The sequence below is a fragment of the Caulobacter sp. SLTY genome (assembly GCF_009905535.1).
Taxonomy (GTDB): domain Bacteria; phylum Pseudomonadota; class Alphaproteobacteria; order Caulobacterales; family Caulobacteraceae; genus Caulobacter.
Genome location: NZ_JAAALA010000018.1, coordinates 1 through 26,451 on the forward strand (window position 1 = coordinate 1; position 26,451 = coordinate 26,451).

Below are 26,451 nucleotides of genomic sequence, written 5' to 3' on the forward strand. Positions count from 1 at the left end.
GACAGTTGATGGGGCGGGGGGTTTAGGGGTGTTCGATTCCCGAGAGGCATTGGGCTCGCCAGGAGCGGAAGTTGGTGAAAGGTCCAACGTTTCCGGTTGCCTCGCGCTACAGCGGGGCCCGACTGATCGTGCCAACGAGGTCTTCTCCAGGCTTGGCGCCCGCCGCGGGACCGGCCTGCCAAGCACCACCACGCTTTGAATCTTCGAACCTGTAACCGGACTCCCCTCACAGGCCCCTCCCGCTCTGCGAACTCTCCGGTTTCTCACGGAGAGATAGCGCTGGCGCAGCGAGATGGCCGCGCCCCTATGGCGCGGCATCAGGAGTCGGGCCTTCCCCAGTCGGGCGTTTCCGGGGCCAAGCCCAGGCGCGCGCGGAGAGCGGGGAGAAAGAGGGCCAGCACCGGGTCGGTCGCGTGGGCCTTGAGGTGATCCAGGAGGCCTTCGGAATCCCAAGAGCCTTCCACGGTCGCCCTGAACGCCTCCGACATTCCTGTGAACGCCTCCAAGCAAGCCTGATTGAAAGCGGCGTGCTGCCTAGCGACCCCTGAAACTCTTTCATCGTCTCCGAATGCGATGAGCACGCTCACACGGTCGGTCCAGCAAGCCGCGGGCGGCGTCATCGGCTCCAACGCGTGGATGACGCCTCTCTGGCCCAACGCCCAACCGACCGCGACCTGCGGCCGCGGATCCCGTCGCCACCACTGAGCATGCCGCTCGTATATGGACGGGGCGCGCTCTTTGGGCCCGAGATTGCACAGGGCGGCGACGGCCATACTCCAGGCTTCAGCGATCTGAACCGATGAGGGCGTGTACCGCGCGCGCTCCTCCAGCGCCTTAAGCCACAGCTCCGCGCGATCCGGATGATCCGCCGCGACCCCGCTGACGAAGTTCGTGACGCTCTTGGCCCACTCGACGGCGAGCTCGGGGGCTGCGCTCTCCGCCCCGGACCGCTCCTCCAGCGCTTTAAGCCACAGCTCCGCGAGATCCGGCTCAGACGCAGCCACGTCTGTGACGACGTTCATGACGCTCTTCGCCCACTCGACGGCGAGCTGGGGGGCTGCCCCCTCCGCCCCGGACCGCTCCTCCAGCGCCTTAAGCCAGAGCTCCGCGCGATCCGGCTCAGGCGCAGCCACGTCTGTGACGAAGTTCATGACGCTCTTAGCCCACTCGACGGCGAGCTCGGGGGCTGCGCCCTCCGCCCCGGACCGCTCCTCCAGCGCCTTCAGCCACAGCTCCGCCCGATCCGGGTGATTTGCCGCGCCCCCGCTGACGAAGTTCGTGACGCTCTTGGCCCACAGGACGGCGAGCTCGGGGGCTGCGCCCTCCGCCCCCGACCGCTCCTCCAGCGCCTTAAGCCAGAGCTCCGCGCGAACCGGCTCAGGCGCAGCCAAGTCTGTGACGAAGTTCATGACGCTATTAGCCCACGCGACGGCGAGCTCGGAGGCTGCGCCCTCCGCCCCGGACCGCTCCTCCAGCGCCGCAAGCCACAGCTCCGCGCGATCCGGCTCAGGCGCAGCCACATCTGTGACGAAGTTCATGACGCTATTAGCCCAAGCGACGGCGAGCTCGGGGACTGCGCCCTCCGCCCCGGACCGCTCCTCCAGCGCCTTCAGCCACAGCTCCGCCCGATCCGGGTGATCCGCCGAGACACGACCGACGAAGTTCGTGACGCTCTTGGCCCACTCGACGGCGAGCTCGGGGGCTGCGCCCTCCGCCCCGGACCGCTCCTCCAGCGCCGCAAGCCACAGCTCCGCGCGATCCGGGTGATCCGCCGAGACACGGCCGACGAAGTTCTTGACGCTCTTGGCCCACTCGACGGCGAGCTCCGGGGCTGCGCCCTCCGCCCCGGACCGCTCCTCCAGCGCCTTAAGCCACAACTCCGCGCGATCCGGGTGATTCGCCGCGACCCCGCCGACGAAGTTCGTGACGCTCTTGGCCCACTCGACGGCGGGCTCGGGGGCTGCGCCCTCCGCCCTGAACCGCTCCTCCAGCGCCTCAAGCCACAGCTCCGCGCGATCCGGGTGATCCGCCGCGACACGGCCGACGAAGTTCGTAACGCTTTTAGCCCACTCGACGGCGAGCTCGGGGGCTGCCCCCTCCGCCCCGGACCGCTCCTCCAGCGCCTTAAGCAACAGCTCCGCGCGATCCGGCTCAGGCGCAGCCAAGTCTGTGACGAAGTTCATGACGCTACCAGCCCACAGGACGGCGAGCTCGGGGGCTGCGCCCTCCGCCCCGGACCGCTCCTCCAGCGCCTTAAGCCACAGCTCCGCTCGATCCGGCTCAGGCGCAGCCACGTCTGTGACGAAGTTCATGACGCTACTGGCCCACTCGACGGCGAGCTCGGAGGCTGCGCCCTCCGCCCCGGACCGCTCCTCCAGCGCCTTAAGCCACAGCTCCGCGCGAGCCGGATGATCCGCCGCGACCCCGCCGACGAAGTTCGTGACGCTCTTGGCCCACTCGACGGCGAGCTCGGGGGCTGCGCCCTCCGCCCCGGACCGCTCCTCCAGCGCCTTCAGCCACAGCTCCGCGCGATCCGGGTGATCCGCCGCGATACGGCCGACGAAGTTCGTGACGCTATTTGCCCACTCGACGGCGAGCTGGGGGGCTGCGCCCTCCGCCCCGGACCGCTCCTCCAGCGCCTTCAGCCAAACCTCCGCGCGATCCGGCTCAGGCGCAGCCACCTCTGTGACGAAGTTCATGACGCTCTTGGCCCAAGCGACGGCGAGCTCGGGGGCTGCGCCCTCCGCCCCGGACCGCTCCACCAGTGCCTCGAGCCACAGCTCCGCCCGATCCGGGTGATTTGCCGCGACACGGGCGACGAAGTTCGTGACGCTATTGGCCCACTCGACGGCGAGCTCGGGGGCTGCGCCCTCCGCCCCGGACCGCTCCTCCAGCGCCTTCAGCCACCGCGCCGCGCGATCCGGCTCAGGCGCAGCCACGTCTGTGACGAAGTTCATGACGCTACCAGCCCAAGCGACGGCGAGCTCGGGGGCTGCGCCCTCCGCCCCGGACCGCTCTTCCAGCGCCACGAGTTCAGCCTCCAATGTTGCATTTTTGAACACGCCAGCTGGCTGAGCGGTGGCGAAGAGCAAAAGGGCAGCGCCGGCCGCCCAAGCGGCCGAATCCGCGGCGTAAGTCTCTAGTTCAGTGAAGGCCTCGCGCAGCCGCTCATCTGCATCGCCGTCAGCGGTCGCGAAGGCACGAGACGCCGCGTGGGCGTAGCTGTCGGCGACACCGGCGACGGGGCGATCCAACCCCAACCCTACGGCCAAGTCGGGAAAATCGCGCGCTGCGCGACCGCAGAACTCGGCCGTGGCCCGAGCGTCCCCTCTCCATGCCGTATCGGGCAGCCACACCTCCACCACGCCTGTACCGAGGTTCGGCTTTGACTGCGCGCGGAGGCGATCCAGCACGAAGTACTCACCCACCAAGTCGGGAAGCAGCCGGCCCAGAACGGCGCCTGCGCGCTGTCCCGGAGGAGCGAAGTGCTGCAACGTCGCGACACGTGGGTGCACCGCCTCGTCAGCCGCCCGCAACTGGACACCTCGGGGAAGGAAGGGAGCGTGACGCTGCGGCACATAGCCATCGACCATCGTCGACAGCGCCAGCAGGTCTTCGGCGGTCTTCACCGCGTGATCGTCTCGCTCCCTGCCCCACCAAGTCTTCCGCTCGTGCTTGAGGTGTTCCTCCAGCAGCGCCTCCAAATCTGAGAAGTCCGTCTGACCGCGTCCGGCCGCCTCGGCGATGAGCAGGGCTGTCAGGGCGCGGTAGTCGGGGTCGAGGCGGGCCAGGACGTCGAAGAAGGCGTCGCGGTCGATGGGCGAGTCCGCGCGGAATGGCGCGGAGATCTCCCACAACTCATCCCGGGTAAGCGCCGGCAATTCCAGCGCGTTCTGAGCCCAGCGGTGCTGCTCTATACTTGGCCGGCTTGCTTGATCCTGCACGACCTGTGAGCGCACGATCGGATCGTCCGCTCGCTCCAAAAGGAGCACCCTAATCTTCGGTCCGCTCTGCGGCAGGCCAACGCACCAAGCAAGCAGTTCCCCCAACTCTTTCGCTTCGGACAGAACATAGTCGACGATGACCAAGTGCGGTCGGCCCGGATTCCAGAAGGCGGGCTGGACGAATTTGCGGATCTGCTGAGCGAACCCGACACGCCATTCGCCCTCCTGACGACGGGCCAGTTCCAAGGCGAACCGGCTCTTTCCGGCCCCCCCGCCGCCGACCACCATGTGCCAACGGAACATCGCCGGGTCGTCCAGGAACGCCTCGATCTCGGCCAGTTGGCGCTCGCGACCGACGAAGGGAATCGCCGGGTTCTGGAAAGAGAGTCGATAGGTCTCCTCGAACGCCCCGGGACCGGGAAGCCAGAGCGGGACCGGCGGAGCGCCGAACAACGCGAGGTCCAGCTTTTCAGCGAGGGCGTGAACCGACGTCAGGTAATCAGTGAGTGAGGACACCTGCTGGCCGAGGAGCACCTGCCGTACGTGATCGACAAAAGTCTTCAGTTCTGGCTGCCGGAGCTTTCGGACCCAGGCGACCACGAAATGAGCGCACCAGCCTTGTTCCCCGTCGAAGTGCGTGTGGAGCCAGGGCAGCGCAGGGCGGGCGATGGCGAGATTGGCCGCGCTGTCCAATTCGGACCACGCGGCAGCGCGAGCGGCGGCCTGCGTGTCGATCTCTTGTCCTGCCTCTGGCTCGGCTAGCCCGTTCAGCGCCGTCCCGCGCAAGTCGGCCAGAACCGGCGCCCGGAGCTCATACTTCCCAGCCTGTTTGAGCTGGCCATCGATCCAAGCCAGGAGCGCATTGCAGAGAATGCGCTGAGGCGTCCCTTCGAAGCCCGCCTCGCTGGCAGCGCACTGGATGACACCGCGCATGGCCTCCAATTGGGCTTGGCGCAACGCGGTAGCGATGAGCCGAGTCGGATCCGTCCTCGCCGCGCGACGATCGTCCAGGACCGCCTGCAGCTTGCTAGCGGCAATGTTGCCCGCGATGCTCGCAGCGCCCGTGAGAGCCATGCCAACTGGCCCGCCAATTGCCGTAGCGGCCGTGACCCCCGCGAACAGACAGCACCACAACGAGACGTCGATCTTGCTCATACGCCACCCCCTTGCGTTGAACTTTACTGATCTGCCAGCTTATGAACAGTAGCCGGGGGTCCGCGGAGGTGAATTCTGTGAAAAGTCCAACATTCCCGCTGGTTCGTCCCACAGCGGGATCCGCTGATGGTCCGCCCTCCGCCGCTTGGCGGGTGCTTTGCCAGAAGATGTAGGGGCGCGTGTCATCCCTGATGGAAGCGGGCCTTCCGAACCCCCGCAATGAGTTAAACCTAGTCGCAGCGGATGATGGTCAGAATCCGCTAATGCGCGCTAGTTCGGCGACGGCTACGCCGACTGCCCCACCGCACCCTCTTCCTTCAACAGCCGATCAAAATACGCGATCGTCTTTCCCAACCCCTCACGCAACTGCGCCGTCGGCTCCCAGCCTAGCTCCGCCTTCGCCAGCGAGATATCCGGCTGCCGCTGCCTCGGGTCGTCCGTCGGCAGCGGCCGGAACACCAGCTTCGACCCCGTGCCCGTCATCTCCACCACCAGCTCGGCCAACTGGCGGATGGTGAATTCGTTGGGGTTGCCGAGGTTGATGGGGCCGGTGACGCCTTTTTCGGTGTTCATCAGGCGGATCAGGCCTTCGACCAGGTCGTCGACGTAGCAGAAGGAGCGGGTCTGGGTGCCCTCGCCGAAGAGGGTGATGTCCTGGCCGCTGAGGGCCTGGACGACGAAGTTGGAGACCACCCGGCCGTCGTTGGGGTGCATGCGCGGGCCGTAGGTGTTGAAGATGCGGGCGACCTTGATGTCGACGGCGTGCTGGCGGTGGTAGTCGAAGAACAGGGTCTCGGCGCAGCGCTTGCCCTCGTCGTAGCAGGAGCGGGGGCCGATCGGGTTGACGTTGCCCCAGTAGCCTTCGACCTGGGGGTGGACGCTGGGGTCGCCGTAGACCTCCGAGGTCGAGGCCTGGAGGATGCGGGCCCCGGTGCGCTTGGCCAGGCCCAGCATGTTGATGGCGCCGTGGACGCTGGTCTTGGTCGTCTGGACCGGGTCGTACTGGTAGTGGACCGGGCTGGCCGGGCAGGCCAGGTTGTAGATCTGGTCGACCTCCACATAGAGGGGGAAGGTCACGTCGTGGCGGATCAGCTCGAAGTCCGGGTTGCCGATCAGGTGGCGGATGTTGGCCCGAGCGCCGGTGAAGAAGTTGTCGACGCAGAGCACCTCGTTGCCCTCGGCCAACAGCCGCTCGCTCAGGTGCGAGCCGATGAAGCCGGCGCCGCCGGTGATCAGAATGCGCTTGCCAGACATGCCCGCCCCTTAAATGTCAGCTGAAAAGATCAAGCGCCGGCGGTCGCCGGTTGGCCGGCCGGCGCGTTGCGGCGGGTCTGCCGCTCGATCCATTCATAGGTCTTTTCCAGGCCCTGGGTCAGGGTGGCCGACGGGCGCCAGCCCAGGCGCTCCTCGATCAGGCGGTTGTCGGAGTTGCGGCCGCGCACCCCTTCCGGACCCGGGATGTGGTTGATGTGGATGGTCTTGCCGGCGATGTCGGCGACCATGGCCACCAGCTGGTTGATCGAGACCATCTCGTCCGAGCCGATGTTGACCGGCCCCTCGAAGCCCGAGCGCAGCAGGCGGATCGTGCCCTCGACGCATTCGTCGATGTAGAGGAAGGAGCGGGTCTGCAGCCCGTCGCCCCAGACGTCGATCGTGCCGCCGTCAGCGGCCAGCGCGACCTTGCGGCAGATGGCGGCCGGGGCCTTTTCCTTGCCGCCGTCCCAGGTGCCCTCGGGGCCGAAGATGTTGTGGTATCGGGCCACGCGGCAGTTCATGCCGTAGTTGCGGTTGTAGGCGAGGTAGAGCCGCTCGGAGAACAGCTTTTCCCAGCCGTATTCGGAGTCCGGGGCGGCCGGATAGGCGCTGTCCTCGGCGCAGTTGGGGTTGTCCGGGTCTTCCTGGTTATAGGCCGGGTACATGCAGGCCGAGGAGGAATAGAAGAGGTTGTCGACGCCGCGCTCGCGGGCCTTGTGGACCACGTTGAGGTTGATGGTCGCCGAGTTGTGCATGATGTCGGCATCGTGCTCGCCGGTGAAGATGTAGCCGGCGCCGCCCATGTCGGCGGCCAGCTGGTAGACCTCGTCGAACTTGCGGTCGATGACGGCGTCCACCACCTGCTGGTCGCGCAGGTCGCCCATGACGAAGTCGTCGGCCGCGGTCACGGCGTGCTCGTGCTCCTTCAGGTCGACGCCGCGAACCCAGAAGCCCTCGGCCTTCAGGCGCTTGACCAGATGGCCGCCGATGAATCCCCCGGCGCCGAGCACCAACGCTTGCCGTGTCATATCGCAATGTCCTTCTTGGCGGCCCGCCCGCCGGCACGTTTTACAGGCGCGGCTGGCCCCCCAATCTGAGCGTCCGCGTCCCGCGTCTTCATAACCTCGTCGGCCAGCTTCTCAAGCGCCGATGCACAACCCTCTACATCGCCGACGTCCACCTGAATGTAGGGGGCGGTGCGCTGGCGGCCGAGCAGGTCCACGTCCGACTGGGTGGGGCCGATGAACAGCAGCGGCGCCGGCAGCGGCAGACAGGCGTAGATCTTCGACGGCAGGACGTAGCCCCAGAACTCCGTCTTCTGCAGCACCAGGTGGGCGTCGGCGCTGTGCAGCACGCTGGGCAGATCCTCGATCGGAACCGGCGGGGTGACCACGATGGGCAGGTCGCGGGCTCGACATTCGTCGGCGAAGGGACCCAGGCGCGCGCCGGTGCCGTTGACCCAGATGCGCACCCGGTCGCTGCCCTGGCGGACGTGGCGCTCATAGGCGGCCAGGATGGTGTCGGTGTCGTGGGCGACGCCCATGTTGCCGGAATAGAGCAGCATCACCTTGTCGTCCGGCACGGCCCGCGGCAGGGGGCGGACCGGGGCGTCCGGCGCGAACGGGGCGCCGTCGCGGACCACGACGATCTTGTCAGCCGGCATTCCGCCTTCGGCCAGGCGGCGCTTCTGGTCTTCACCCAGGGCCTCGATGCGGGTGGCGGCCTTGCGGACCAGGTGGAACAGGCCCTCCACGGGCTTGAGCCAGGGCATGTAGCCGGCGGCGAACACCGTCTCCGGATAGAAGTCGGTGATGCGGTAGATGATGTCCCGCCGCCAGGCGATCCAGTTCACCACGATGAAGATGTAGGACAGGAAGGGCGGCGAGCCGGTGACCAGGATCTCGGTCCCGGCCTTCGGGGTGGTGGCGATCCGCTCATTGGCGGCGCCCATCAGCTTCAGCGCCTGTTGCAATGCCCAGAGGCCGCGCTTGATCAGCGAACCGCCCTTGGCCGTGCCGACCGCGCCGACCCGGCGGATGGTCAGCCGGCCTGGGCCGATGACCTGTTCCTCAACGCCGTCCCGCTCGCCCAGGCCGACGATGGAGACCGTCTGGCCCTCGGCGGCGAGCTTTTCGGCGCGCTGCATCATGTACTGGCCGACGGCCCCGAAGGCGGGCGGCAGCCAGTCGCAAACGATAACGGTATGGCGGTCCACGGAACTCATGGCCTAGCCGCCGTAGCGGAACCAGAAGCTGTGCGACGGGCCGTTGTTCAGGAACGGCAGGGCCTCGAACCACTTGCCCGAGCGCTTCAGGTAATGGCCGGGCCAGATCAGCTCATGCTTGCCGCCCTGCAGCAGGGCGTGGAGGACGTATTGCTCGCCCCAGCCGGCCCAGTCGCGGGCCTCGTGCTGCGGATACTCGTAGGGCAGGAAGATGTCGTGGACGTGGATGACCACGCCGGGCTTCAGCCGGGGAATGACGTCGCAGAACAGTCGGGCCACGTCGTTGCCGAGGTTGGCCAGGTGGCTGGAGTCGATGAACAGGATGTCGCCGGGAACCAGCTCGTCGAAGATGCTGTAGTCGGTGACCTCTTCCAGGCGACGGCGCTCGAAGCGGTCGACGAAGGCCTCGATCTCGGCGCGGGGCCAGGGGTCGATGGCGATCAGCTGGGTGGAGAGGCCGCCGTCCTTGATGGCCTGACGGGTGATGCGGGTGCTGTGGCCGCAGCCGACCTCGACCACCCGGGCCGGCTTCAGGGTGCGGACCAGAAGATAGAGGGCGTCCACGTCGGGGCTGCGGAAGAAGGTGTTGTCGGGATTGTATCCGACGTCGTTGGTCTCGAGCTTGCGCAGCCGCTCGAGGGCCTCGCGATGCTCGTTGTAGGCGGCGGCCATCGGGCCGACGTCGAAGTCGGCCATGCCGGGCGACAGGGCGTAGACCGGGCGGTCGAACAGGCCCGCGGCGCTGAGCATATCGAGGCGGGCGTGTTCCCGCCGCTCGGCGGTCAGGGTCTCGAGGCGCAGGCCGGCGGCGCCGAGCACGCTGTTGATACCGGTCCGGACTTTGGTCGAAAACACCACTGCAACAATCCCCTCTTTACCTGGCGAGAGCCTATAGCCGGTCAACGCGACGATCGCGCCCCTAATCCTGCCGGCAGGCCCAGATGTTATGTTCGATCGCTTCGGAGCCGGGCGCCCAGGGCGTTCCGTCGACCTGACGCAAGGCGAATCCGGCGCCGGACAGGGCCTCGACGATGCGCGAACGCTCGGCCGGGTCGCTGTCGGGCAGCCACTCGAAGATGACGTGGTCGGTGACGCGGAGCATCTGCGCCGCCCCGGCCAGGACCTCGGCCTCATAGCCCTCGACGTCGATCTTCAGCAGCCGCACCCCGGTCAGGCCGCGCCGCTGGGCCAGCTGGTCCAGGGTGATCAGCGGAACTTCGAATCGCGCGGGCAGGTCGCTGACCCCCGCGCCGAGAGCGGTCAGCCGCGCCTTGTCGCTGGGCTTCTGGTTGTTCAGCTCGATGGAGCCGGGGGCGGCGCCGGCCGCGGCGACCACCACCACGATGTTCTCAAGGCCGTTGAGGGCGCTGTTGGTCAGCACCCGGTCAGCATTGTAGGGCTGGGGCTCGACCGCGATCACCTGGCCGGTGGGGCCGACGCAGCGGGCGGCGACCAGGGCGTGGAAGCCGACGTGGGCGCCCACGTCGATGCTGACGTCGCCGGGTCGCAGCAGCCGCTTCTGCAGGGCGATGGTGCGGGGCTCCTGCTCCTCCCCGGCCAGCAGGCTGATCTGCAGCCATTCCTGGGCGTCGAGCTGCATCCGCAGGCCTTCCGGCGCGGCGTCCACCGCCGGGGCCAGCAGGCGGCGCAGCGCGTTTTCCAGCCGATGGCGGCCACGGAATTTCGGCCCGCGGAGCAGGGCGCGATAGAGGGCGCGGATCATGGCTTCGCCTTCGGGGGTTGGATGCGGTTGGCGCCGGGCGGCTGGGACTGTTCGTAGGCGAGGATGGCCATCATCGCCTCGTAGACCGACAGCATGAAGGCGTAGACGAAGCCGGCGCGGCCATCGAGGAAGCCCCGGCGGACAAAGTAGATATAGACGAACCGCGCCACCGGCCGCAGGAACAGAGGCAGGCGGCCGGCCAGGGCCTTGGCGGCGCGGCGGCGCTCGGTGGGGTCGGAGGAGGAGAGCTTGGCCGTCTCCTTCGCCCCCTCGGCTCGGGCGGCGACGATCACCGCAGCCTCGTCGGCGGCATAGCGGACATGCTTGTCCAGCCAGCGGCGCAGGCCGTGGGAGAAGCTGTAGTGCAGCAGGGCCTCGGGGAAATCGCCGACCCGCTCAGGCGGCAGATCCTCACGCTGGCCGTGGCCGACCTGGACGAAGCGCAGGCGCTGGGCGTGGCCCAGCCGCACCTGGTAGGCGGGCCACATGCCGGCGTGGCGCAGCCACTGGCCGAAGAAGATGGTCTTGAACGGCACGCGCCAGGCGTCGAGGTGGTCGGTCGGCTGCAGCGCTTCCAGGGCGGCGAGGAAGGCCGGGGTGACGATCTCGTCGGCGTCCAGGTGCAGTATCCACTCGTGGCGGAAGTCGCCGTGCTCCAGGGCGTAGTTGCGCTGGCCGGCGAAGTCGTCGAACGGCCGGTGCAGCAGGCGGCAACCATGGGCCTTGGCGATCTCGACGCTGTCGTCGGTGCTGCCGCTGTCGATGACCAGGATGTCGTCGCACCAGCTGAGCGCGGCGAGGCAGGCGGGCAGGTTGGCCGCCTCGTTGAAGGTCAGGATGAGGATCGAGACCTTCATTTGGCCCCCATGGCTGGGCGCTGGCGCACCGGTTTGGCCGGATTGCCGGCAACGATGGTCCAGGCGGGAACGTCCTTCACCGCCACCGCTCGGGCGGCGACGATCGCGAACTCACCCACGGTGACGTCCGGACCGACGAAGGCGTCGGCGCAGACCCAGGCCCCCTCCCCGATCCCGATGGTCGCCTTGACCAGCGGCAGGTCAACGCTGGCGTAGTCATGGGTGCCGGCGCAGAGGTGGGCGTTCTGGGAGACGGTGGCCTTGGGGCCGATGGTGATCGGGCCGAGGTTGTAAAGCTGGACGTTGTCGCCGACGGCGGCGTAGTCGCCGATGTCCAGGTTCCACGGCACGGTGATCCGCACGGTGGGATGCAGGTGCACATCGCGCCCGATCCGGGCCCCGAACAGGCGCAGCATGGTGCGCCGCCAGCCCCAGAGCTGGCGCGGGCTGAGGCGGAACAGGAACTGGGAGACGTCCCATAGGGCGCGGCCGGCCAGTTCGCCCCGGCTCCATTTGCGGGCCCGACGGTTGGCGGCGATGTCCAGATCGTCGGTCACAGGCGCACCGTGGCCGGCGGCTCGCCGCCAGTGGCGGCCCAGCGGTAGGCGTCCAGCATTTCCCGGCCGATCCGGTCCCAGGAGAAGTCGCGGCGCATCCAGGCCCACCCCTTTTCACCCATGTCGGCCAGCTCGGCCGGCGGACGCGCCATGGCTTCGGTCAGAGCGGCGGCGAGGGAGGCCTCGCCGGTCTCCACCCACCAGCCGCAGCCCTCGGTGACGAGACCCGCCCAGGGCGCGCCGGTGGTTGATATCACCGGTACGCCGGCCGCCAAGGCCTCGGCGACGGTCATGGCGAAATTCTCGTTGAGCGTCGACAGAACGAACAGATCGGCGGCGCGGTAGGTCGTCAGCTTGTCGGCCCCGAACACCGGACCCTCGATGCTCACGTTGGAGAGGTTCAGGGTCCTGGCCAGGGCGATCAGCTCGCCGGCGTGGCCGCCTTCGTCCGGGCCAACGATGCGCAGGCGCCAGCCGTCAGTGGCGGCGCCGAGGCGCGACCAGGCGCGGACCAGGGCGTCGAGGCCCTTCTTGGGGTGGATGCGGCCGAGCGACAGGACGGTGCGGGTAGCCTGGGGCGCTGGCCGGTCCAGGGGCGGGACATCGATGCCGTTGGCGATGACCGTGACCGGGTTGGTCAGGCCCATGGCGCGGATGTCGTCGAACTCCTGGTCGCTGGTGGCGTGAAACAGGGCCGCTGCGCGGGCGGCCGCGCCCTGAGCCAGGCTCCACATCAGCTTCTTCTTGCTGGCGGAAAAGGCCATGGCCGGACCACCGAGCATGCCCCGGGGCGAGATAACCAGGGCCTTGCCAGCCGCCCGCGCGGCGGCGGCGGGATAGACGTTGGGGGCCAGCCACAGGCCGTGGGCGTGGAGGATGTCGGTGGTGGGCGCGGCCTGGCGCAGGGCCTGGTCCATGGCGGCGGATAGGCGAAGCTGGGAGAAGACGGGAACGCCGGCCAGGGTCTGCGGGAAGACGCGGTGGGTGACGCCGTCGCCGATGTCGCGCGGCCTGGCCCCGATGGAAAACAGCGACACCTCCGCCCCCGCCCGGGCCACGGCGGCCGACAGCCGCGGGGCCGAGTAGGACGGGCCGGCGGCCTCGTCATCGATGGAGGCGACGATCTGGACTACACGCATGGTCAGGCCGACGTCGGCTCCCCGGCAGGCGGGCGGGGCGCGGGCTTGAGCCGCGCGCCGGCCCAGCGGGCGAACTGGTGGGCCGGCTTCTCGCAGATCAGGTAGAAGACGTAGGAGAAGGCCAGGATGAAGGCGAACTTCAACAACCAGCCGAAGATCAGCCCGAGGCTGGGGATAGCCAGCGAGACGTAGACGATCGCCGCCAGCTTATGGACCAGATACAGCGAATAGCTCCACCGGCCGGTCCATTCGAGCCAGACCGGCGGCTTGTGGATGGCGTAGTGGGTCACCTCGGCCGCCAGCCACAGGGTGACCACGATGGCGAAGACGTTGAGGGTCCAGGGATAGCCCACCGGGCTGTGATAGCGCAGCACCATGCACAGGCTCATCCCCGCCCAGGCCGCGCCGCGCAGTGGCCAGACCCAGCCGGCGAAGCGGTTCAGCCGCCCCTTGAGGTAGGCGTCGGCCAGCCAGCAGCCCATCAGCCAGCAGGGCAGGCCCAGCAGCCAGTTCAGATGGGTCCCGTACTTGGGATACTCGCCCTGGCCCGGATCGGTGGCCGCCACCCCGAGCGCCAGAATGAAGGACACAACGACCAGCGGCATCCAGCCCCCGACCCGCCGCCTCAGGATCAGCAGCAGCGGGTAGATGGTGTAGTAGATCAGCTCGCAGACGACGCTCCACAGGATGGTGCCCTCGAACAGCGACAGGCTGAGCCCCACCGTCATCGACAACAGGATGGCGGCGATGGCCGGGATCAGGATGCGGATGTAGCGGCGGGCGAAGTACTCCCGCACCGACGGGATCCGGTTGGTGGCCGCATAGGCGTAATGGATCACGAATCCGGAGATCACGAAGAAGGCGATCACCGCCGCCGCCGAGGACCACAGATTGCTCAGCAGGCCGTTGAGCAGCTTGCCGGCGATGTGGCTGGTGTCGATCCCCTCGCGCAGGGGCGGCTGGCCGGTATGGGCGAAGACCACGATGGCCGCGCAGATGAACCGGACGGTGTCCAGGCCATTGAGGCGCGGCGGGGCCGCCGCCCTGGGCGCCGAAGGGGGCGTGGCGGCGCGGGTCTCGTCCGGCCCGATCATGTCTGCACGCTCCCCACCGCTCCGCCCCCCGACGTGATGGCGCCCTTATCGGACGGTTCGGGCGACAAGTCAGCCTCGTCGATGACCATTCGGTGTTTTCCGGCCATGGAGGGCGGTATGGCCGCCGTCCACGACAGGGCGGTGTCGGCCAGAGCCGGAGCGACCCGCGCCAGCCGGGCGCGCAAGTCCGCCGCCGCCGCCTCACCCAGCGGCGCATCGGCCTCATAGCGGATCATCGGCAAGGCGCCAGGGCGGCGGACGATCTGGTAGGCGCGCACGCCGGGCGCATCGCGCACGGTGTGGGTGAAGGCTTCGGAGTGGATCACCGCCCCGTCCGGCAGGGTCACCGCCTCGTTGGAGCGACCGAACACGGCCTTGAGGCCGACCAGTCCGCCCTCCCCCGTTCCCTCGGGCAGCACCAGGTCGCCCAGGGCGTAGCGCAGCAGCGGCAGGGCGCGGGGGAACAGGCAGGTGACCACCGCCTCGCGGGCGCCGGCCTCGTTGGGCGGGCCGACCAGTTCGAGGCGGTGGCGGGCCCAGAAGACATCGTAGCCGCCGGCCGCGCGCTCATAGGCCATCGGGCCGGTCTCCACCGCGCCGTACTCCATGGCGACGGGACAGCCGAAGCAGTCGGCGACGACCTGGCGGCTGTCGGCGCGGGGGAAGCCCTCTGCGGTGGCGATCACCGCGGCCAGGTTCAGGCGGCGCAGCTCGGCGGCGCGGTGGGCGTTGGCGCGGGCGAAGCGGTCGAGGGCCGAGGCATAGCCGATCACGTAGCGGGCGCGGCTCTTCAACAGGGCGTCGGCGGCGCGGTTCAGGTCGTCCGGGGTCAGCTGGTAGGCGTTCCAGCGGGTGTAGCCGAGGGCGGCGTCGGACAGCCGCCGCTTGAGGCCGGTGACGAAGCCCTTGAACAGATGGCTATGGCCCCAGATCAGGAACAGCCGGTCGTCCGGGGCAATACCGAGGCGCTGGCGGCCGAGCCAGCCGTCCAGGCCGGCCAAAGCCGTCTCCGAGGCGAAGACGGGGAAGCGCAGGGGTTCGGCGGTGGTCCCGCCGGTGGAGCGCCAGAGCACTTCGGGTTCGCCGGTCTGCACGGCATCGACGTCGAGGCGCAGTTCGGGCTTCCGCTGGACCGGGACAAGGCTTTCGTACTGCTCCCAGCTGGAAAAGCTGTCGGGGAGCGAGAGGCGGCCTTGCTGGGCGCGGGCCCAGGGGGAGCGAGCGAGGCTTTCGGTCCAGGCGGCGTTGAGCGCCGCCAGCTGCAGCGCCGGCACGGCGGCGGGATCGGCCTCGTACGCCGGGCCGTACCCGGCGAGATCGGCCTTCAACCGTCGACTGCGCAGGGCCGCCAGCAGGGTCATTCGACGAACTTCAGCCAGACCGCGCTGGGGAAGTGCTTGCCGCCGCCAGCGGCCAGGCCGTCGGCGTTGCCTTGCGGCTCGTAGCGGGGGAAGCAGGACATCAGGGCAGCCGGCGCCGCGTAGTGGAGCATGCTGAGCGACGCCTCGATGCGGACGTTCGGGTTCCCGGCCAGGAAGGCGTGCACCAGGGTGCTTTCGGCGTGGAAGAAGAGGTCCTCGGTCAGCAGCCGGCGCGGATAGTCGTAGGGGAAGTAGATGTCGTGGAAGTGGGCGAACACGCCCGGCGCCATGCGCGGCAGGACGTCCAGCACCACCCGGTTCACCTCGCTGCCGGCCCGCACCGCATGGGTGGAATCGACGAACAGCAGGTCGCCGGCTTCCAATACGGTATAGGCGGAGACATCCACCGTCTGGGCTGGGATCGGAATGAGCTTGATCCGGCCGGCCGCCGCCTCGGCCTGCAGGAAGCCGGTGGGATACGGGTCGATGCAGGTGATTTCCGGGGTGTAGCCGGCGTCGGCGCCGGCCGCCTGGATGATCGCCGTGGAGACGCCGCAGCCGACCTGGACCACGCGCCTGGGCTTCCAGGTGCGGATGAAGCTGTAGAGGAAGTCGGCCTCGATCGGGCCGTAGCCGCCGTCATCCCCGTTGCGCTTCACCGCCTCGGCATGGACGTCGCGACCCTTCAGGGCGGCGGTGATGTCGGCCGGGGCGGTCTGGTTGAGGAAAGCGACCTGGCCCTCGATGTCGACGCCCTTGACCCCGGTCATGGCCATCGGCGCGCGCCAGCTGGTGTCCCGCTTCATCGCCGCCAGATCGGGGATCTGGGAATAGAAGTGGCGCGGCAGGACGTCGACACCGAGCCGCTGACCGAGGCTGAAAGCCCCGTGCAAGGCGTGTTTGGCCGAAGTCTTCAGGCGCCGCGTCAGGCTGGGCATGGTCAGTGATCCTTGTTCAGCAGCGGGCGGACGAAATCCGCCACCCGCGCCTGATGGGCGGTCGATGTGAAATGTTGGCCAAGGCGTCGCCAGCCGGCCTCGCCCATGCGGCGGGCCAGGGCCGGGTCGGCGAGCAGGCGGCTGATGGCCTCGAGAAGCTCGGTCCGCTCGATCGGCTGGCGGACTAGGATGCCGGTCTCGCCATCGACCACCACATCGGCCCCGCCATCGTCGTGGCAGGCCAGGCAGGGTCGAGCCTGGTTCATCGCCTCCAGGTACGCGAGGCCGAAGCCCTCCTGGCGGCTGGGCATGGTGAAGGCGTAGGCCTTTCGGTAGAGCCGCTCCAGATCCTCGACCGAGACGCGGCCGGGCAGGAAGGCGTGGGCCGCGGCCGGCGAGGCGGCGGCGATGGCGCGCAGGGGCGCCAGGTCCGAGCCCGAACCGACCAGCACCAGCTGCACCCCCGGATGGCGGGCGGCGAGGTCGGGCAGGATGTCGAGCAGCTCGCGGTGGCCCTTTTCCTGCTCGCCGGCGTCCATCCGCGCGGCCAGCATCAGGACCTGATCGCCGAGTGGGCGTTGAACACCATCGGCGGCCTGCAGGCTCATCGCCTCCGTAGAGATCGGTGGCGGGGTGGTCGTAGCGGTGAACTGCGGCGCCAGGCCGAGGGGGCAGGCCACGCCGTTGAACCGCTCGATATGCTTGCCCATGCGGTTCAGCGTGTAGTCGGAATTGCAAAGCACCAGGTCGGCGGCCCGGTAGGCGCGGGCGCTGGACGGCCGCAGGCGCCAGGTGCCTTCCGACCCATGGGCGCAGATGACCGTCGGCGGGCGCAGGAAGGACGGCATGGCCAGGATCGGCAGGGCCAGCCGCACATGGTCGAACACCACCAGTCCCGACCGCAGCAGGCCGGCGGCCGTAGCCAGGGCGAACGGCCCCTTGGCGCCGGCGAAGGTGCGATAGCCCGTCGCCTCGCCACCGGTCTCGGTCAGGACCAGGGTCTCGACCCCGCGACCGGTCTCGGCCCCGACCGCCCGCAGCGCGGCCAGCACGTTGCGGTTGGCCGAGGCGATGCCGCCATCGATGCCGGTTACGCCGGTGGCGCAGAACAGGATCGGGCGGCGGTCCGGCATGCTAGACTTGGGGCGAGCCCATGGGGTTGCGCATCATCATGGCCGGCGACCGCCGCCGGGTGAGCAGCCAGGCCTGCATCCGTGGCCCGATGAAGGCCAGCACGGCCGCGGCGATCAGCGTCCGCTGCAGCAGGCCGGCGAACAGTTTGATCATGCTGCCATCGAAGGCCATGAAGTACTGGGTGAAGATGCCGATCACCACCGCCAGGAAGATTTCCCGCGACGGACAGACCTTGGCCATCAGCACCATGACCCCCCCGCCGACCGCGCCCCAAAGGAGCGACAGGCCGAGGACCCCGGGGATCCCGAAGTCGATGAAGAACTCCGCCATGTAGCCCAGGCCGATCGAGGCGCCGGACTCGTCCCCGGCCGCGTTGACCCCCGCGTAGGTGCGGACCAGCCAGCTGTCGCCGCCGAGCTCGGCCTTGTTGGGGAACAGGAACCGGGGCTGGGTGGCGTTGGCGATCGCCTTGCCGATCAGCGTGCCGTTCTCGTGCGCCACGACCCGAGGCACGCGCTCGACGACATAGGTGAAGTAGAGGGTGCCGCTGGCGATGCGGCCCGACAGAGTCTCGATCGACTTGCCGACTTTGATCTTGGGAACGACGCGCCCGACGGTGTCGAAGAACAGGCCCATGCGCGCCACCGGCGAGGCGTTTACGTCTTCGCGCCAGATCTGGTCACGCCATTCCTGCTTCACGCCGCCGGACCAGACGATGCCGAACAGCAGCACGACCACCGCGCCAAAGGCCCCGAACAGCAGGATGCGGGTGTTCTGCCGCCGCTGGACACGAGTGCGCACCCAGGGACGCCACTGCGCCAGGGCGGCGATGATCACCACGAAGAGGATTTCCTTGAAGTCGCTGAAGCCGGTCAACAGCTGCGGCGCCGTCACCCACAGGGTGGCGACAACCACCTGGGTAAAGCCGCGGCCACGCTCGAAAGCCGCCACCAGCAACAGGAAATAGGGCACGAAACGCAGGGCCAGCAGGTTTTCGATGATCTGGGCGCCGCCGAACCAGAGGCTCTGCGGCAGCACATCGACGACATAGCTGATCGAAAACACCACCAGGGTGAGGATGAAGACCCGGTTCATGTTGTACCGGGTCACCGGCGCGAGGGTCTTGGCGAACACCGTGTCCTTGAACAGGGCCATCACCGCTCGAATCCCGATGACCACCGCCGCCAGGCCCAGCAGGGCCAAGAGGACCGTCCCCGCCAGCTGCTCCGGATACCCGCCGCCCGGGTATCGGCCGACGTTGTGGTGATAGATATAGCCTGTCGCGCAACTGACCCACTGGAAGGCGATGCAGGCTGGAATGACCGGCAGCATGTCGGCCCGCCAGCTGGCGCCCACCAGGGCAAACAGCGAGAAGACGCTGATCGCCACGATCCAGTCCTGGAACACGAGGCAGAACAGGGCGCCGACCGCGCCCACCACCATCAGCGGAATCTGCAGTGGATAGAGCGAACCTCGGCGGCCCTTGGGCCGGTCTGCCAGGGCGAACTCGGGGATGTCTTCCGCGGTGGTTTCAGTCACGCCGGCAGGCTCCTGGGCTTACGGCAGACGGCCAGCATCTGGCAGAAGCCGTCGGACGTGGAGCCTTCGATCGCGAAGGGATTGAAGCCCATCCGGCCGGCCATCCGCAGCAGCCGCCAGCCGACCTTGGTGCGATAGAAATCGGACCAGGCGCGCGGCCAGGCAAAGACCAGCTTCACATCCTCGAAGCCCACGCCCATCAGGGCGGCGAATTCCTCGGCGGTGTATTCCTTGACGTGGCGCTCGTCCCAGACCCGGTCTGGCCGGTACTGGGGGGTGCTGACGAGAACCTCGCCGTCGGCCGCGACCACGCGGGCCATCTCGCGCACCGCCTGTTCGGGGGTGTCGAGGTGCTCGATGACGTCGGCCATCACCACCGCGTCGAAGGATCGGTCCTCGAACGGAAGCTCATAGGTGCTGCCCTGGCGAACGGTGACGTTGGGGCGGTCGGCCAGCATCTTCGAGGCCAGAGCGACGCCGGAGGGTTCGTATTCCAACGCCACCACCTCGGCACAGGTCTCGGCCAGGCGCCCGGAGAGGTAGCCGTCGCCGGCGCCCAGATCCAGGGCCCGGCCGGTTCCGACGCGGCGGGTGACCATGCCGTAGCGGGCGGCGAGCGGCGGATTATAGACCTTTGAGCTCCGGTCGCATTCGCGCCAGTGATAGGCGCCCATGCGCTCATACTTGTCGAAGACGGCCTCACTCACGACGCATTACCCCTCTTTGCGGTGGCGGATTGTCGGCTCCGCCGCGGGCCTTGTCGACCCGCAAGCCTCGGAAAAGCAACCCTTTCCGCCTGTGGATGATTTTCGTGGCGCCCGCATGTCATCGGCGTGCCGCCTTCAGGCGTTCGACAATGGCCAGCAGCCGATGGGTCCCGAAGGCGTATGAGCCTTGCTGGGAATGGGAGTCGATCGGCCCGCGCGGCAGATCGCGAACCTTGGCGCTGGCGGTCAGCATCAGCTGGGCCAGATGGTCGGGATCGGGTTGCAGCATGGTCCAGCCGGTGACGCCGTCCTGAATCAGTTCTGGCGCGCAGCCGGCTTCGGTCGAGACGATGGCCGGCAGGCCGCAGGCGAACCCCTCGTTGACCACCAGGCCCCAGGTCTCCTCGGTGTCGGAGGGCAGCACCTGGCAATCGGCGGCGGCGTAGACGGTGGGCAGCTGGCTCTGGTTGACGAACCCGAGGAAGGCGACGGGCAGGTCCAGCGCCTTGGCCTTGGTTTCCAGTTCGGCGCGCAGGGGGCCGTCGCCGGCGAACCAGACCTTGATCTGCGGCCCGGCGGCGCGGGCGCGTTCCAGCGCCTCGAGCAGCAGCATCGGCCGCTTCTTTGCGATCATCTTGGCGACGAACAGGAAAACCCGGTCGCCCTCCCCTGCCCCATGGCGGGCGCGGAAGGCAGCGGCGTCACCGTTGGCGCGGGCCTTGGCGGCGCCGGCGGCGAAGCGTTCGACGTCGATCATGTGAGGCAGGCGGTGGATGCGGTCTTCCGAGACGGCGTAGTGGCGCAGGTAGGCGTCGGTGCGGCTGCCCGGCGAAAGGTAATGACCGACGCGGGGCAGGATGGCGGAATAGGCCGCACGCTTGACCGCCAGGGTCAGGGCCGAACGGGGGCTGGTCAGGTTGGAGTCGGTGCGCATCAGCAGCGGCGTGCCGGTGCGATAACAGGCCCAGCCGGCCTGGAGGAAGGACTTGCGGTTCCAGCCCATCATCATGAAGCCGTCGAACCGTTCGCGGGCGATGATCCCGTCGATCTCCGGCGTGTCACAGCCGGCGAAATGGTCGATGCCCGGCCGCTTGGAGATGTTGTCGAGCCACTGCCAGTCATAGCCGTCGAGCAGGGGCACGTCCCATTCGAAGGCCTGGCCGAAGCCGGCCTTGGCCTGGCCCTGGGCTGTCTGCTGGTGGGCGTAATAGACCTTCAGATCCGCCTGGCCTGCCAGGTGGCGGAGCCAGGGGCTGTAGTACTGGATCGGATGGGTGAGCAGGGCGCCGAGCCGAAGGGTCATTGCGGTCGCCAGGAAGAGACGAACGGGGCCAGGGCCTCCAGACGGTCGATGTCAGCGGCGAACCGGTCGTAGAGGCGGCGGCGGTCGGCGGCGTCGAGGGCCGGATAGCCCGGCTTGAAGAACACCTTTTCCGAAACCTGGCGCAGGCGAAGCAGGCGCTTGAGGCCATCGGCCCGCTCGACCCCGAAGGCGGTCTTGAACCACCGGTAGGGACCGCGGCTGATGCCGACGTAGAGCTTGGGGAACAGCCGGCCCAGCACCCCGCCGCGCGGCTGGACCCCGCCGCGGGCATCGGTGGTCGAGGTCTGGCCCAGGGCCGTGCTGAAGTCGAAGCGGTCGACGCCCAGGAAGTCGCAGATCTCGGCCAGGGTCTCGTTCGGGCGGGCGCGCAGGTCGCGGTTGTCGATCAGCATGAGCCGCTCGCGCGGGAAATGGGCAAGCCAGCGGTCCAGGTGCTTGGCGTACAGGGCCGGCTCGAGGATCAGCTCAGGATAACGGTCGAGGGCGCCGAAGATGTCCGGCGGGTCGAGCACGGGATCGACCTGGTGGAAGTTCTGGCGACGCAGGTGCCAGTAGTGCGACTGCACCTGGTCCACGGGATTGCGCAGCAGCATCAACAGCTTGGCGTTCGGGGCCAGACGGGAGGCGGCGGCGGGAGCCAGATCGGCGTTGAGATAGCGGACGGAGAAGTCGCAGCGGACGGGCGTATCCTCCGCCCCGTCGAAATAGGCGCGATATTCATCGATGCGCGAATCGAGGTCGCGGTAGAGGAGCGCGTTCAGCTCCTTCTGAGGGTGCACGAAGACCTGCGGATGGGCGCCCAGCACCTCGGCAAGCCAGGTGGTGCCGGCCTTGGCCGCGCCGATGCCCAGCAGGGTCGGGCCGCCGGCCAGGGGACCGGAGGCGGCAGCGGCGGTGGTGGGTTGTGACAGGCTCAAGTCCGGCTCCGACAGGGACGCGGCCCCTCATAACGGGGGCATGCGACTTGCGCGAGGGCGCTAGCGCACGGCATCGGCGTAGATCCCCGCCCAGCGGGCGTCGAAGTCATCGTTGCCGAGGGTCTTGAGCGAGAGGCGCGCCGCCTCGCCCTGGGCGGCGGCCGCGGCGGGATCGTCCAGGTAGCGGCGCAGGGCCTGCTCGAGGGCCTCGGGCGACTTGTCTTCGCAGATGTAGCCATCGACGTCGTGTCGGATGACTTCCGGGAAGCCGCCCACCCGGAAGATGACGCTGGCGCGTGCGGCCTGCTTGGCCTCCATCACCACATTGCCCATCGGCTCTTCGGTCAGGGTCGGGGCGACGGCGAACAGGCTGCGGGCGAAGACGCCGGGGACATCCTCGACCTGGCCCAGGAACTCGACCCGGTCGGCGACAAGCGGGTCGGCCTCGGCCTTGGCCTTCAGATCCTGGCCCCAGCGGTCGCCGATCCATTGGCTGATCCGACCGGCGACCAGCAGGCGGGCGTCCGGGTAGTCGCCGGCCAGGCGGGTGAATGCTTCCAGCAGGACACCGATGCCCTTCTTTTCGGTCACCTGACCGACGTAGGCGATGGTGCGGCCGGCGGCCGGCGCCGGGGGGCTGGCCTCGGTGCGGCGGGGCGGGCGGCTGTAGACCACCTGGATGCGGTCGGCGGGGGCGCCGGCGGCGGTCATCGTCCCGGCGATGTAGCGGCTGACCGCGCCGAAGCGGGCGGCGCGCCCGGCGATGAACCGCCAGGTCAGCCGCCAGATCATGTTGTGCAGGATCGGCGCGTCACCACACCGATAGACCATCGGCGTGCGCACCACGGCCAGGGCCGGCAGGAAGTTCAGCACATAGAGCTGGGTGCCGACGTGGATATGGGTCGGCTTGAAGTCGCGGTGGATGGCCAGGAAACGCACGGCCGCCTTCACCAGGTGCGGCGGCAGGGTGGTCAGCGGATTGATCGGGTAGTCGGGGCGCGGCGGCACGAAATAGGGCGCCGTAACCGTGTCGAATCCCAGGGCGCGGAAATAGGCGCCGGCATCGGCGGCGTAGTCGGCCTCCGAGGCCACGATCAGGACCTTGGCCCCCTGGTCGCGAAGGGCGCTGAGCACCTCCAGGTTGGCGCGTTCGGAGCCGTAGATGGCGACGGCCCCGAACAGGGCCAGGATGCGCATCTGCGAAACGGGCATGTCAGCGGCCATCGGCCACCCGGTCGAACAGGCCGCAGTCGCGGGCGGCGCAGGCGGCGGCCTCGAAGGCGGCGGAGCGCTCCACGGCGGGCGCGGTGGAGACCTTGCCGGCCAGCAGGGCCTTCAGCCGGTCGGCCCAGGTCAGCACGGCGTCGTCGGTCAGCTCGGCGTCGGCGTCGAGGGTCAGCACGCTGTCGAGCCCGGCAACGGCCGCGGCGACCGGCGAGCGCCCCGGGCTGGCGCAGAGAACGGGACGGCCGGCCGCCAGGGTCTGGTTGGTCTTGGAGGGGGTGTAGCCGTGGTCGTCGGACCCGAGCAGGAGGAGGAGGTCAGCCTCTCCCTGGGCCTTGAGGACATCGAGCAGCGGGGCGCGGTCGGGATACTCGACGACCAGGTCCGCGACGCCCGCCTGCTCGGCCAACCGGGCGGCGACCGAGCGGTTGCCCTGGCTGGCGTAGCCGGTGCCGATGAAGGCCAGGGTCAGGCCCTCGAACTGGGCCAGGCGCAGGGCGCGGCCCTTGGCGATAGTGTGGAACAAGGTCAGCAGCGAGCGTTCGAGGCCGGGCGCCACGACCCCGGCGAACAGCACGCTGGCCCCGCCGGGCCGCCGCCAGTCCATCGGCAGCGGGCGGCCGAGCTCGGCGGCGACAGCGAAGTCGCGCTGGGAAAAGCCAAAGGGGGAAACCAGGCCGGGCCGGTCGCGCAGGGGCGGATAGGCGCCTTGCAGGAGGTCGATATAGGCTTGGCTGGTGGCCATCAGTCCGCCGGCCGCGGGCAGGGTCCAGGCCTCGCCGAACCGGTGCAGCCGGCGCATAAGGCCGTGGCGCAGGCCTGGCCGCGCCTTGGCGCTGTCGGGGAAGGTGGCCCAGGGGTCCTGGAAGTCGAGCACGAACGGTACGCCGAACCTGGGCAGCCAGGCGCGGCCCAGCGCCATCACCGGGAAGGCCGTGGTCGAGATGAAGACCAGGTCGAACCGCCGCGCCGCCAGCAGGTTGGCGCCCGCCGCCAGCAGCTGGCGCCAGGCCCGCAGGCCGATGGCGCTGAGGCCCGGTCGGGGCGGCGGCGCGGGGATGGCCACGACCTCGACATCGTCCGGAACCGTGCGAGTCAGCCGCTCATCGGTCAGGCGACCGGCGTCCTGAGCCCGGACACAGAGCACCACCGGCTCCCAGCCGTTCGCGCGATAGTGGCCGACCGTCATCCGCACCCGATGCATATCGACCGCGTCGGTCGGCGGGAAATGCGGCGAAACGATCAGCACCCGGCGCATGTCTGGCCCGGCCCGCGGCATGGGTGGGGGTCAGCCCGCCTTGGCCTGGATCTGGAAAACGTCGCGACGGGCGGCGGCGGCCGGATCCTCGTCGATCAGCGTGACCTTGTAGCCGCGCTCCTCGAGGAAGGGGCGGACCTCCGCCAGCAGGGCGGAGGAATGCACCTCTGAGAAGATGATTGGCTTATGGGTGCGCAGCACGGTGTCGGCCCCGCGCAGCACCATCATCTCGGCCCCCTCGACGTCGAGCTTCATCAGCTGGGGCGGCGGCAGGGCGCCGCTGGAGACGAGGCCGTCGATGCTGGCGATGCGCACGGTGATCCTGGTCTGGCCGTGGGCGTCGGGCTGGAAGTCGCTGTTGGCCAGCTTGGCCATGCTGGTGTCGGGCATGATCACCAGGGTGGTCTCGCCCTCTTCCTCGCCCAGCGCCATCTCGTTGAGCTGGATCGGCAGTTTGGGGTTCAGCGCGACCAGCTTGCGCAGGCGTTCGATGTTGTCGGGCAGCGGCTCGAACACCACCACCTTGGAAGCCCCCTGGGCGGCCATCACCCCGGTGAAGAAGCCGTGCCAGCCGCCGATGTCGAAGGCCACCCCGCCCTTGGGCGTGGCGGCGGCGATCCGCTCGGCGAAGGATTGCTCGTAGGTGCCGGTCCAGATGCCCTTGTCGTCCGGCATGCGGATCCAGAAGCGGACACCCTTGGCCGGGCCGGCGTCGACGAGATGTTCGAACTCCGCGCCGTTGAGGGTGCGGTCAAGCAGCCAGCGCTGGGCCTGGGCGATGCCGGGCATGGAACGGATCGCCCCGCGCAGCCGCCAGGGCACGATCGAGACCGCCGAGCGGATCATGGACGCCATTTGAAGAACTCTCCGGAAAGCGGGTCAGGCAATGCCATCCCGTGTGTGTCAGTGTCCACCTCAAACGGGGGGATTCTTGTGACGAATCGAACCCTTGCCCGAATGGCGGGCGGGGTCAGCCGGCAGTCTCGGGTCCCGCCCGCGCGGAGCGGCGCGCCACCTGCCATCGACGAACCCGGCCGAGCAGCGGTTTTTCGACCATCAGGTGAACGGCCAGGCAGGCCAGCATCGACAGCAGGATCAGCCCGAAGATCACCACCCAGACCGGCGTACCCGGCGCCAGCCGGGCCCAGACGCCGGCGCTGGCCGACAGGACATGGGGGTGGAACAGGTAGACGACGTAGGAGGCATTGCCCAGCAACAGCCCCACCCTGGCCACCCAGCCGCGCGGGCAATGGACATAGACGCCCAGCAGGATGATCGGGGCGCAGAAGGCGGCGATCAGCAGGGTCTTGGTCACCAGATGAAACTCATGGCCGATCAGGGCCGCGAAACCCATCAGGGCGACCATGGCCAGCGCCATCAGCCAATAGGGCTCGAACGGCAGGCGGAAGGAGATGTCCGGCCGCTTGAGCCAGAACAGGCCGATCAGCACGCCGGCCCCGAACTCGACGTTCACCGCATGCCCGATGCTCTTGACCAGGGCCGGCGCCTGCGGGCCGAGCAGCAGCAGGAGCGGCAGGACACACCAAGCCACCAGCAGGGGCCGCAGCCAGCGCGGGCCGAGCATCGAGATCGCGAAGACGGTGTAGAAGATGAACTCGTGCCGCAAGGTCCAGATGTTGAGCGGCTCCAGCGTGCCCACCGGCCAGGCGACCATGGCCCTGAGGAACGCCCCGCCGTCGAACTCGCCGCGCCCGAGATAGCGGAGGGCCGCGTAGGACAGCACCGCCAGCCACATCATCGGCACGATGCGCAGGAACCGCCGGCCGAAGAAGTCGCCGACCTTCATCGTCGGCTTCCAGTCGCGGTCGAGGCTGACCACAGTGATGATGAAACCACTGATCAGGAAGAACAGATCAACGCCCGCCGCCCCGCGGTAGAGGAAGCCGTCGAGCACGGTCTGGCCGAAATACTTGGGCGTGGCGGCCGACGCGGCCGCGTGATCGACGACGACCGCCAGGGCGGCGAGGCCACGCAGATACTGAATGCCGACGATTTCCCCACGCGTCATCCGAAACCCCCAACCCCAGCGCCCAACCTAGCCAGCGGGGGCGCCGCTGGCCAGAGCCAAGCAATTTGGGCTT

General features: G+C 68.8%; 21 protein-coding genes. All 21 read right to left on the reverse strand.

Translation table 11 applies throughout. The annotated features are described in order from the left end of the window. Positions 1-317 precede the first annotated feature (317 nt). Positions 318-4,877, reverse strand: a complete 4,560-nt coding sequence (locus tag GVN21_RS11720) for an ATP-binding protein (RefSeq protein WP_166574932.1) — start codon at positions 4,875-4,877, stop codon at positions 318-320. Between the two features lie 507 nt (positions 4,878-5,384). Then, positions 5,385-6,353 (reverse strand): UDP-glucuronic acid decarboxylase family protein, encoded by a 969-nt coding sequence (locus tag GVN21_RS11725; RefSeq protein ID WP_166574933.1) that lies wholly within the window; start codon positions 6,351-6,353, stop codon positions 5,385-5,387. Positions 6,354-6,382: 29 nt separating this feature from the next. Next, entirely contained in the window at positions 6,383-7,381 is a 999-nt protein-coding gene (locus tag GVN21_RS11730) for an NAD-dependent epimerase/dehydratase family protein (RefSeq protein WP_166574934.1), read from the reverse strand. Further along, positions 7,378-8,577 (reverse strand): glycosyltransferase family 4 protein, encoded by a 1,200-nt coding sequence (locus GVN21_RS11735; protein WP_166574935.1) that lies wholly within the window; start codon positions 8,575-8,577, stop codon positions 7,378-7,380. Before GVN21_RS11735 ends, GVN21_RS11730 begins: the two co-directional genes overlap by 4 nt. A 3-nt stretch (positions 8,578-8,580) precedes the next feature. Beyond that, the gene (locus GVN21_RS11740; protein WP_205690051.1) at positions 8,581-9,432 is read right to left on the reverse strand and encodes a class I SAM-dependent methyltransferase; all 852 of its coding nucleotides are present in this window, start codon (positions 9,430-9,432) and stop codon (positions 8,581-8,583) included. A 64-nt stretch (positions 9,433-9,496) separates the two neighbouring features. After that, positions 9,497-10,300: an FkbM family methyltransferase gene (locus GVN21_RS11745; RefSeq protein WP_166574936.1), complete on the reverse strand. Its 804-nt coding sequence runs from the start codon at positions 10,298-10,300 to the stop codon at positions 9,497-9,499. Next, positions 10,297-11,157 carry a glycosyltransferase family 2 protein gene (locus GVN21_RS11750; protein WP_166574937.1) on the reverse strand — a complete coding sequence of 287 codons (861 nt, stop codon included), beginning with the start codon at positions 11,155-11,157 and terminating at the stop codon, positions 10,297-10,299. Before GVN21_RS11750 ends, GVN21_RS11745 begins: the two co-directional genes overlap by 4 nt. Beyond that, positions 11,154-11,714, reverse strand: a complete 561-nt coding sequence (locus GVN21_RS11755) for a putative colanic acid biosynthesis acetyltransferase (RefSeq protein ID WP_166574938.1) — start codon at positions 11,712-11,714, stop codon at positions 11,154-11,156. The genes GVN21_RS11750 and GVN21_RS11755 overlap by 4 nt, the downstream gene beginning before the upstream one ends. Continuing rightward, complete coding sequence (locus GVN21_RS11760) at positions 11,711-12,853, reverse strand: glycosyltransferase (protein ID WP_166574939.1); 1,143 nt, start codon at positions 12,851-12,853, stop codon at positions 11,711-11,713. The genes GVN21_RS11755 and GVN21_RS11760 overlap by 4 nt, the downstream gene beginning before the upstream one ends. A gap of 2 nt (positions 12,854-12,855) precedes the next feature. After that, the gene (locus GVN21_RS11765) at positions 12,856-13,947 is read right to left on the reverse strand and encodes an acyltransferase (RefSeq protein ID WP_166574940.1); all 1,092 of its coding nucleotides are present in this window, start codon (positions 13,945-13,947) and stop codon (positions 12,856-12,858) included. Continuing rightward, entirely contained in the window at positions 13,944-15,308 is a 1,365-nt protein-coding gene (locus GVN21_RS11770) for a hypothetical protein (RefSeq protein WP_166574941.1), read from the reverse strand. Before GVN21_RS11770 ends, GVN21_RS11765 begins: the two co-directional genes overlap by 4 nt. Continuing rightward, on the reverse strand, positions 15,305-16,246 hold the full coding sequence (locus GVN21_RS11775; protein ID WP_166574942.1) for a class I SAM-dependent methyltransferase: 942 nt from the start codon (positions 16,244-16,246) through the stop codon (positions 15,305-15,307). The genes GVN21_RS11770 and GVN21_RS11775 overlap by 4 nt, the downstream gene beginning before the upstream one ends. 2 nt (positions 16,247-16,248) lie before the next feature. Further along, positions 16,249-17,379 carry a glycosyltransferase family 4 protein gene (locus tag GVN21_RS11780; protein WP_166574943.1) on the reverse strand — a complete coding sequence of 377 codons (1,131 nt, stop codon included), beginning with the start codon at positions 17,377-17,379 and terminating at the stop codon, positions 16,249-16,251. A gap of 1 nt (position 17,380) precedes the next feature. After that, the gene (locus GVN21_RS11785) at positions 17,381-18,919 is read right to left on the reverse strand and encodes a hypothetical protein (protein ID WP_166574944.1); all 1,539 of its coding nucleotides are present in this window, start codon (positions 18,917-18,919) and stop codon (positions 17,381-17,383) included. Next, on the reverse strand, positions 18,916-19,626 hold the full coding sequence (locus GVN21_RS11790) for a class I SAM-dependent methyltransferase (RefSeq protein ID WP_166574945.1): 711 nt from the start codon (positions 19,624-19,626) through the stop codon (positions 18,916-18,918). Before GVN21_RS11790 ends, GVN21_RS11785 begins: the two co-directional genes overlap by 4 nt. A 118-nt stretch (positions 19,627-19,744) precedes the next feature. Next, a complete protein-coding gene (locus tag GVN21_RS11795; RefSeq protein WP_166574946.1) occupies positions 19,745-20,929 on the reverse strand; it encodes a glycosyltransferase family 4 protein in 1,185 nt (394 codons plus the stop codon). Next, positions 20,926-21,867, reverse strand: a complete 942-nt coding sequence (locus GVN21_RS11800; protein ID WP_166574947.1) for a sulfotransferase domain-containing protein — start codon at positions 21,865-21,867, stop codon at positions 20,926-20,928. Before GVN21_RS11800 ends, GVN21_RS11795 begins: the two co-directional genes overlap by 4 nt. 60 nt (positions 21,868-21,927) lie before the next feature. Then, positions 21,928-23,079: a glycosyltransferase family 4 protein gene (locus tag GVN21_RS11805; protein ID WP_166574948.1), complete on the reverse strand. Its 1,152-nt coding sequence runs from the start codon at positions 23,077-23,079 to the stop codon at positions 21,928-21,930. A gap of 1 nt (position 23,080) precedes the next feature. Next, positions 23,081-24,349, reverse strand: a complete 1,269-nt coding sequence (locus GVN21_RS11810; protein WP_166574949.1) for a glycosyltransferase — start codon at positions 24,347-24,349, stop codon at positions 23,081-23,083. 30 nt (positions 24,350-24,379) lie between these two features. Next, positions 24,380-25,204, reverse strand: a complete 825-nt coding sequence (locus tag GVN21_RS11815; protein WP_166574950.1) for an FkbM family methyltransferase — start codon at positions 25,202-25,204, stop codon at positions 24,380-24,382. A gap of 115 nt (positions 25,205-25,319) precedes the next feature. Continuing rightward, the gene (locus GVN21_RS11820; protein ID WP_166574951.1) at positions 25,320-26,378 is read right to left on the reverse strand and encodes an acyltransferase; all 1,059 of its coding nucleotides are present in this window, start codon (positions 26,376-26,378) and stop codon (positions 25,320-25,322) included. Between the last annotated feature and the right edge of the window lie 73 nt (positions 26,379-26,451).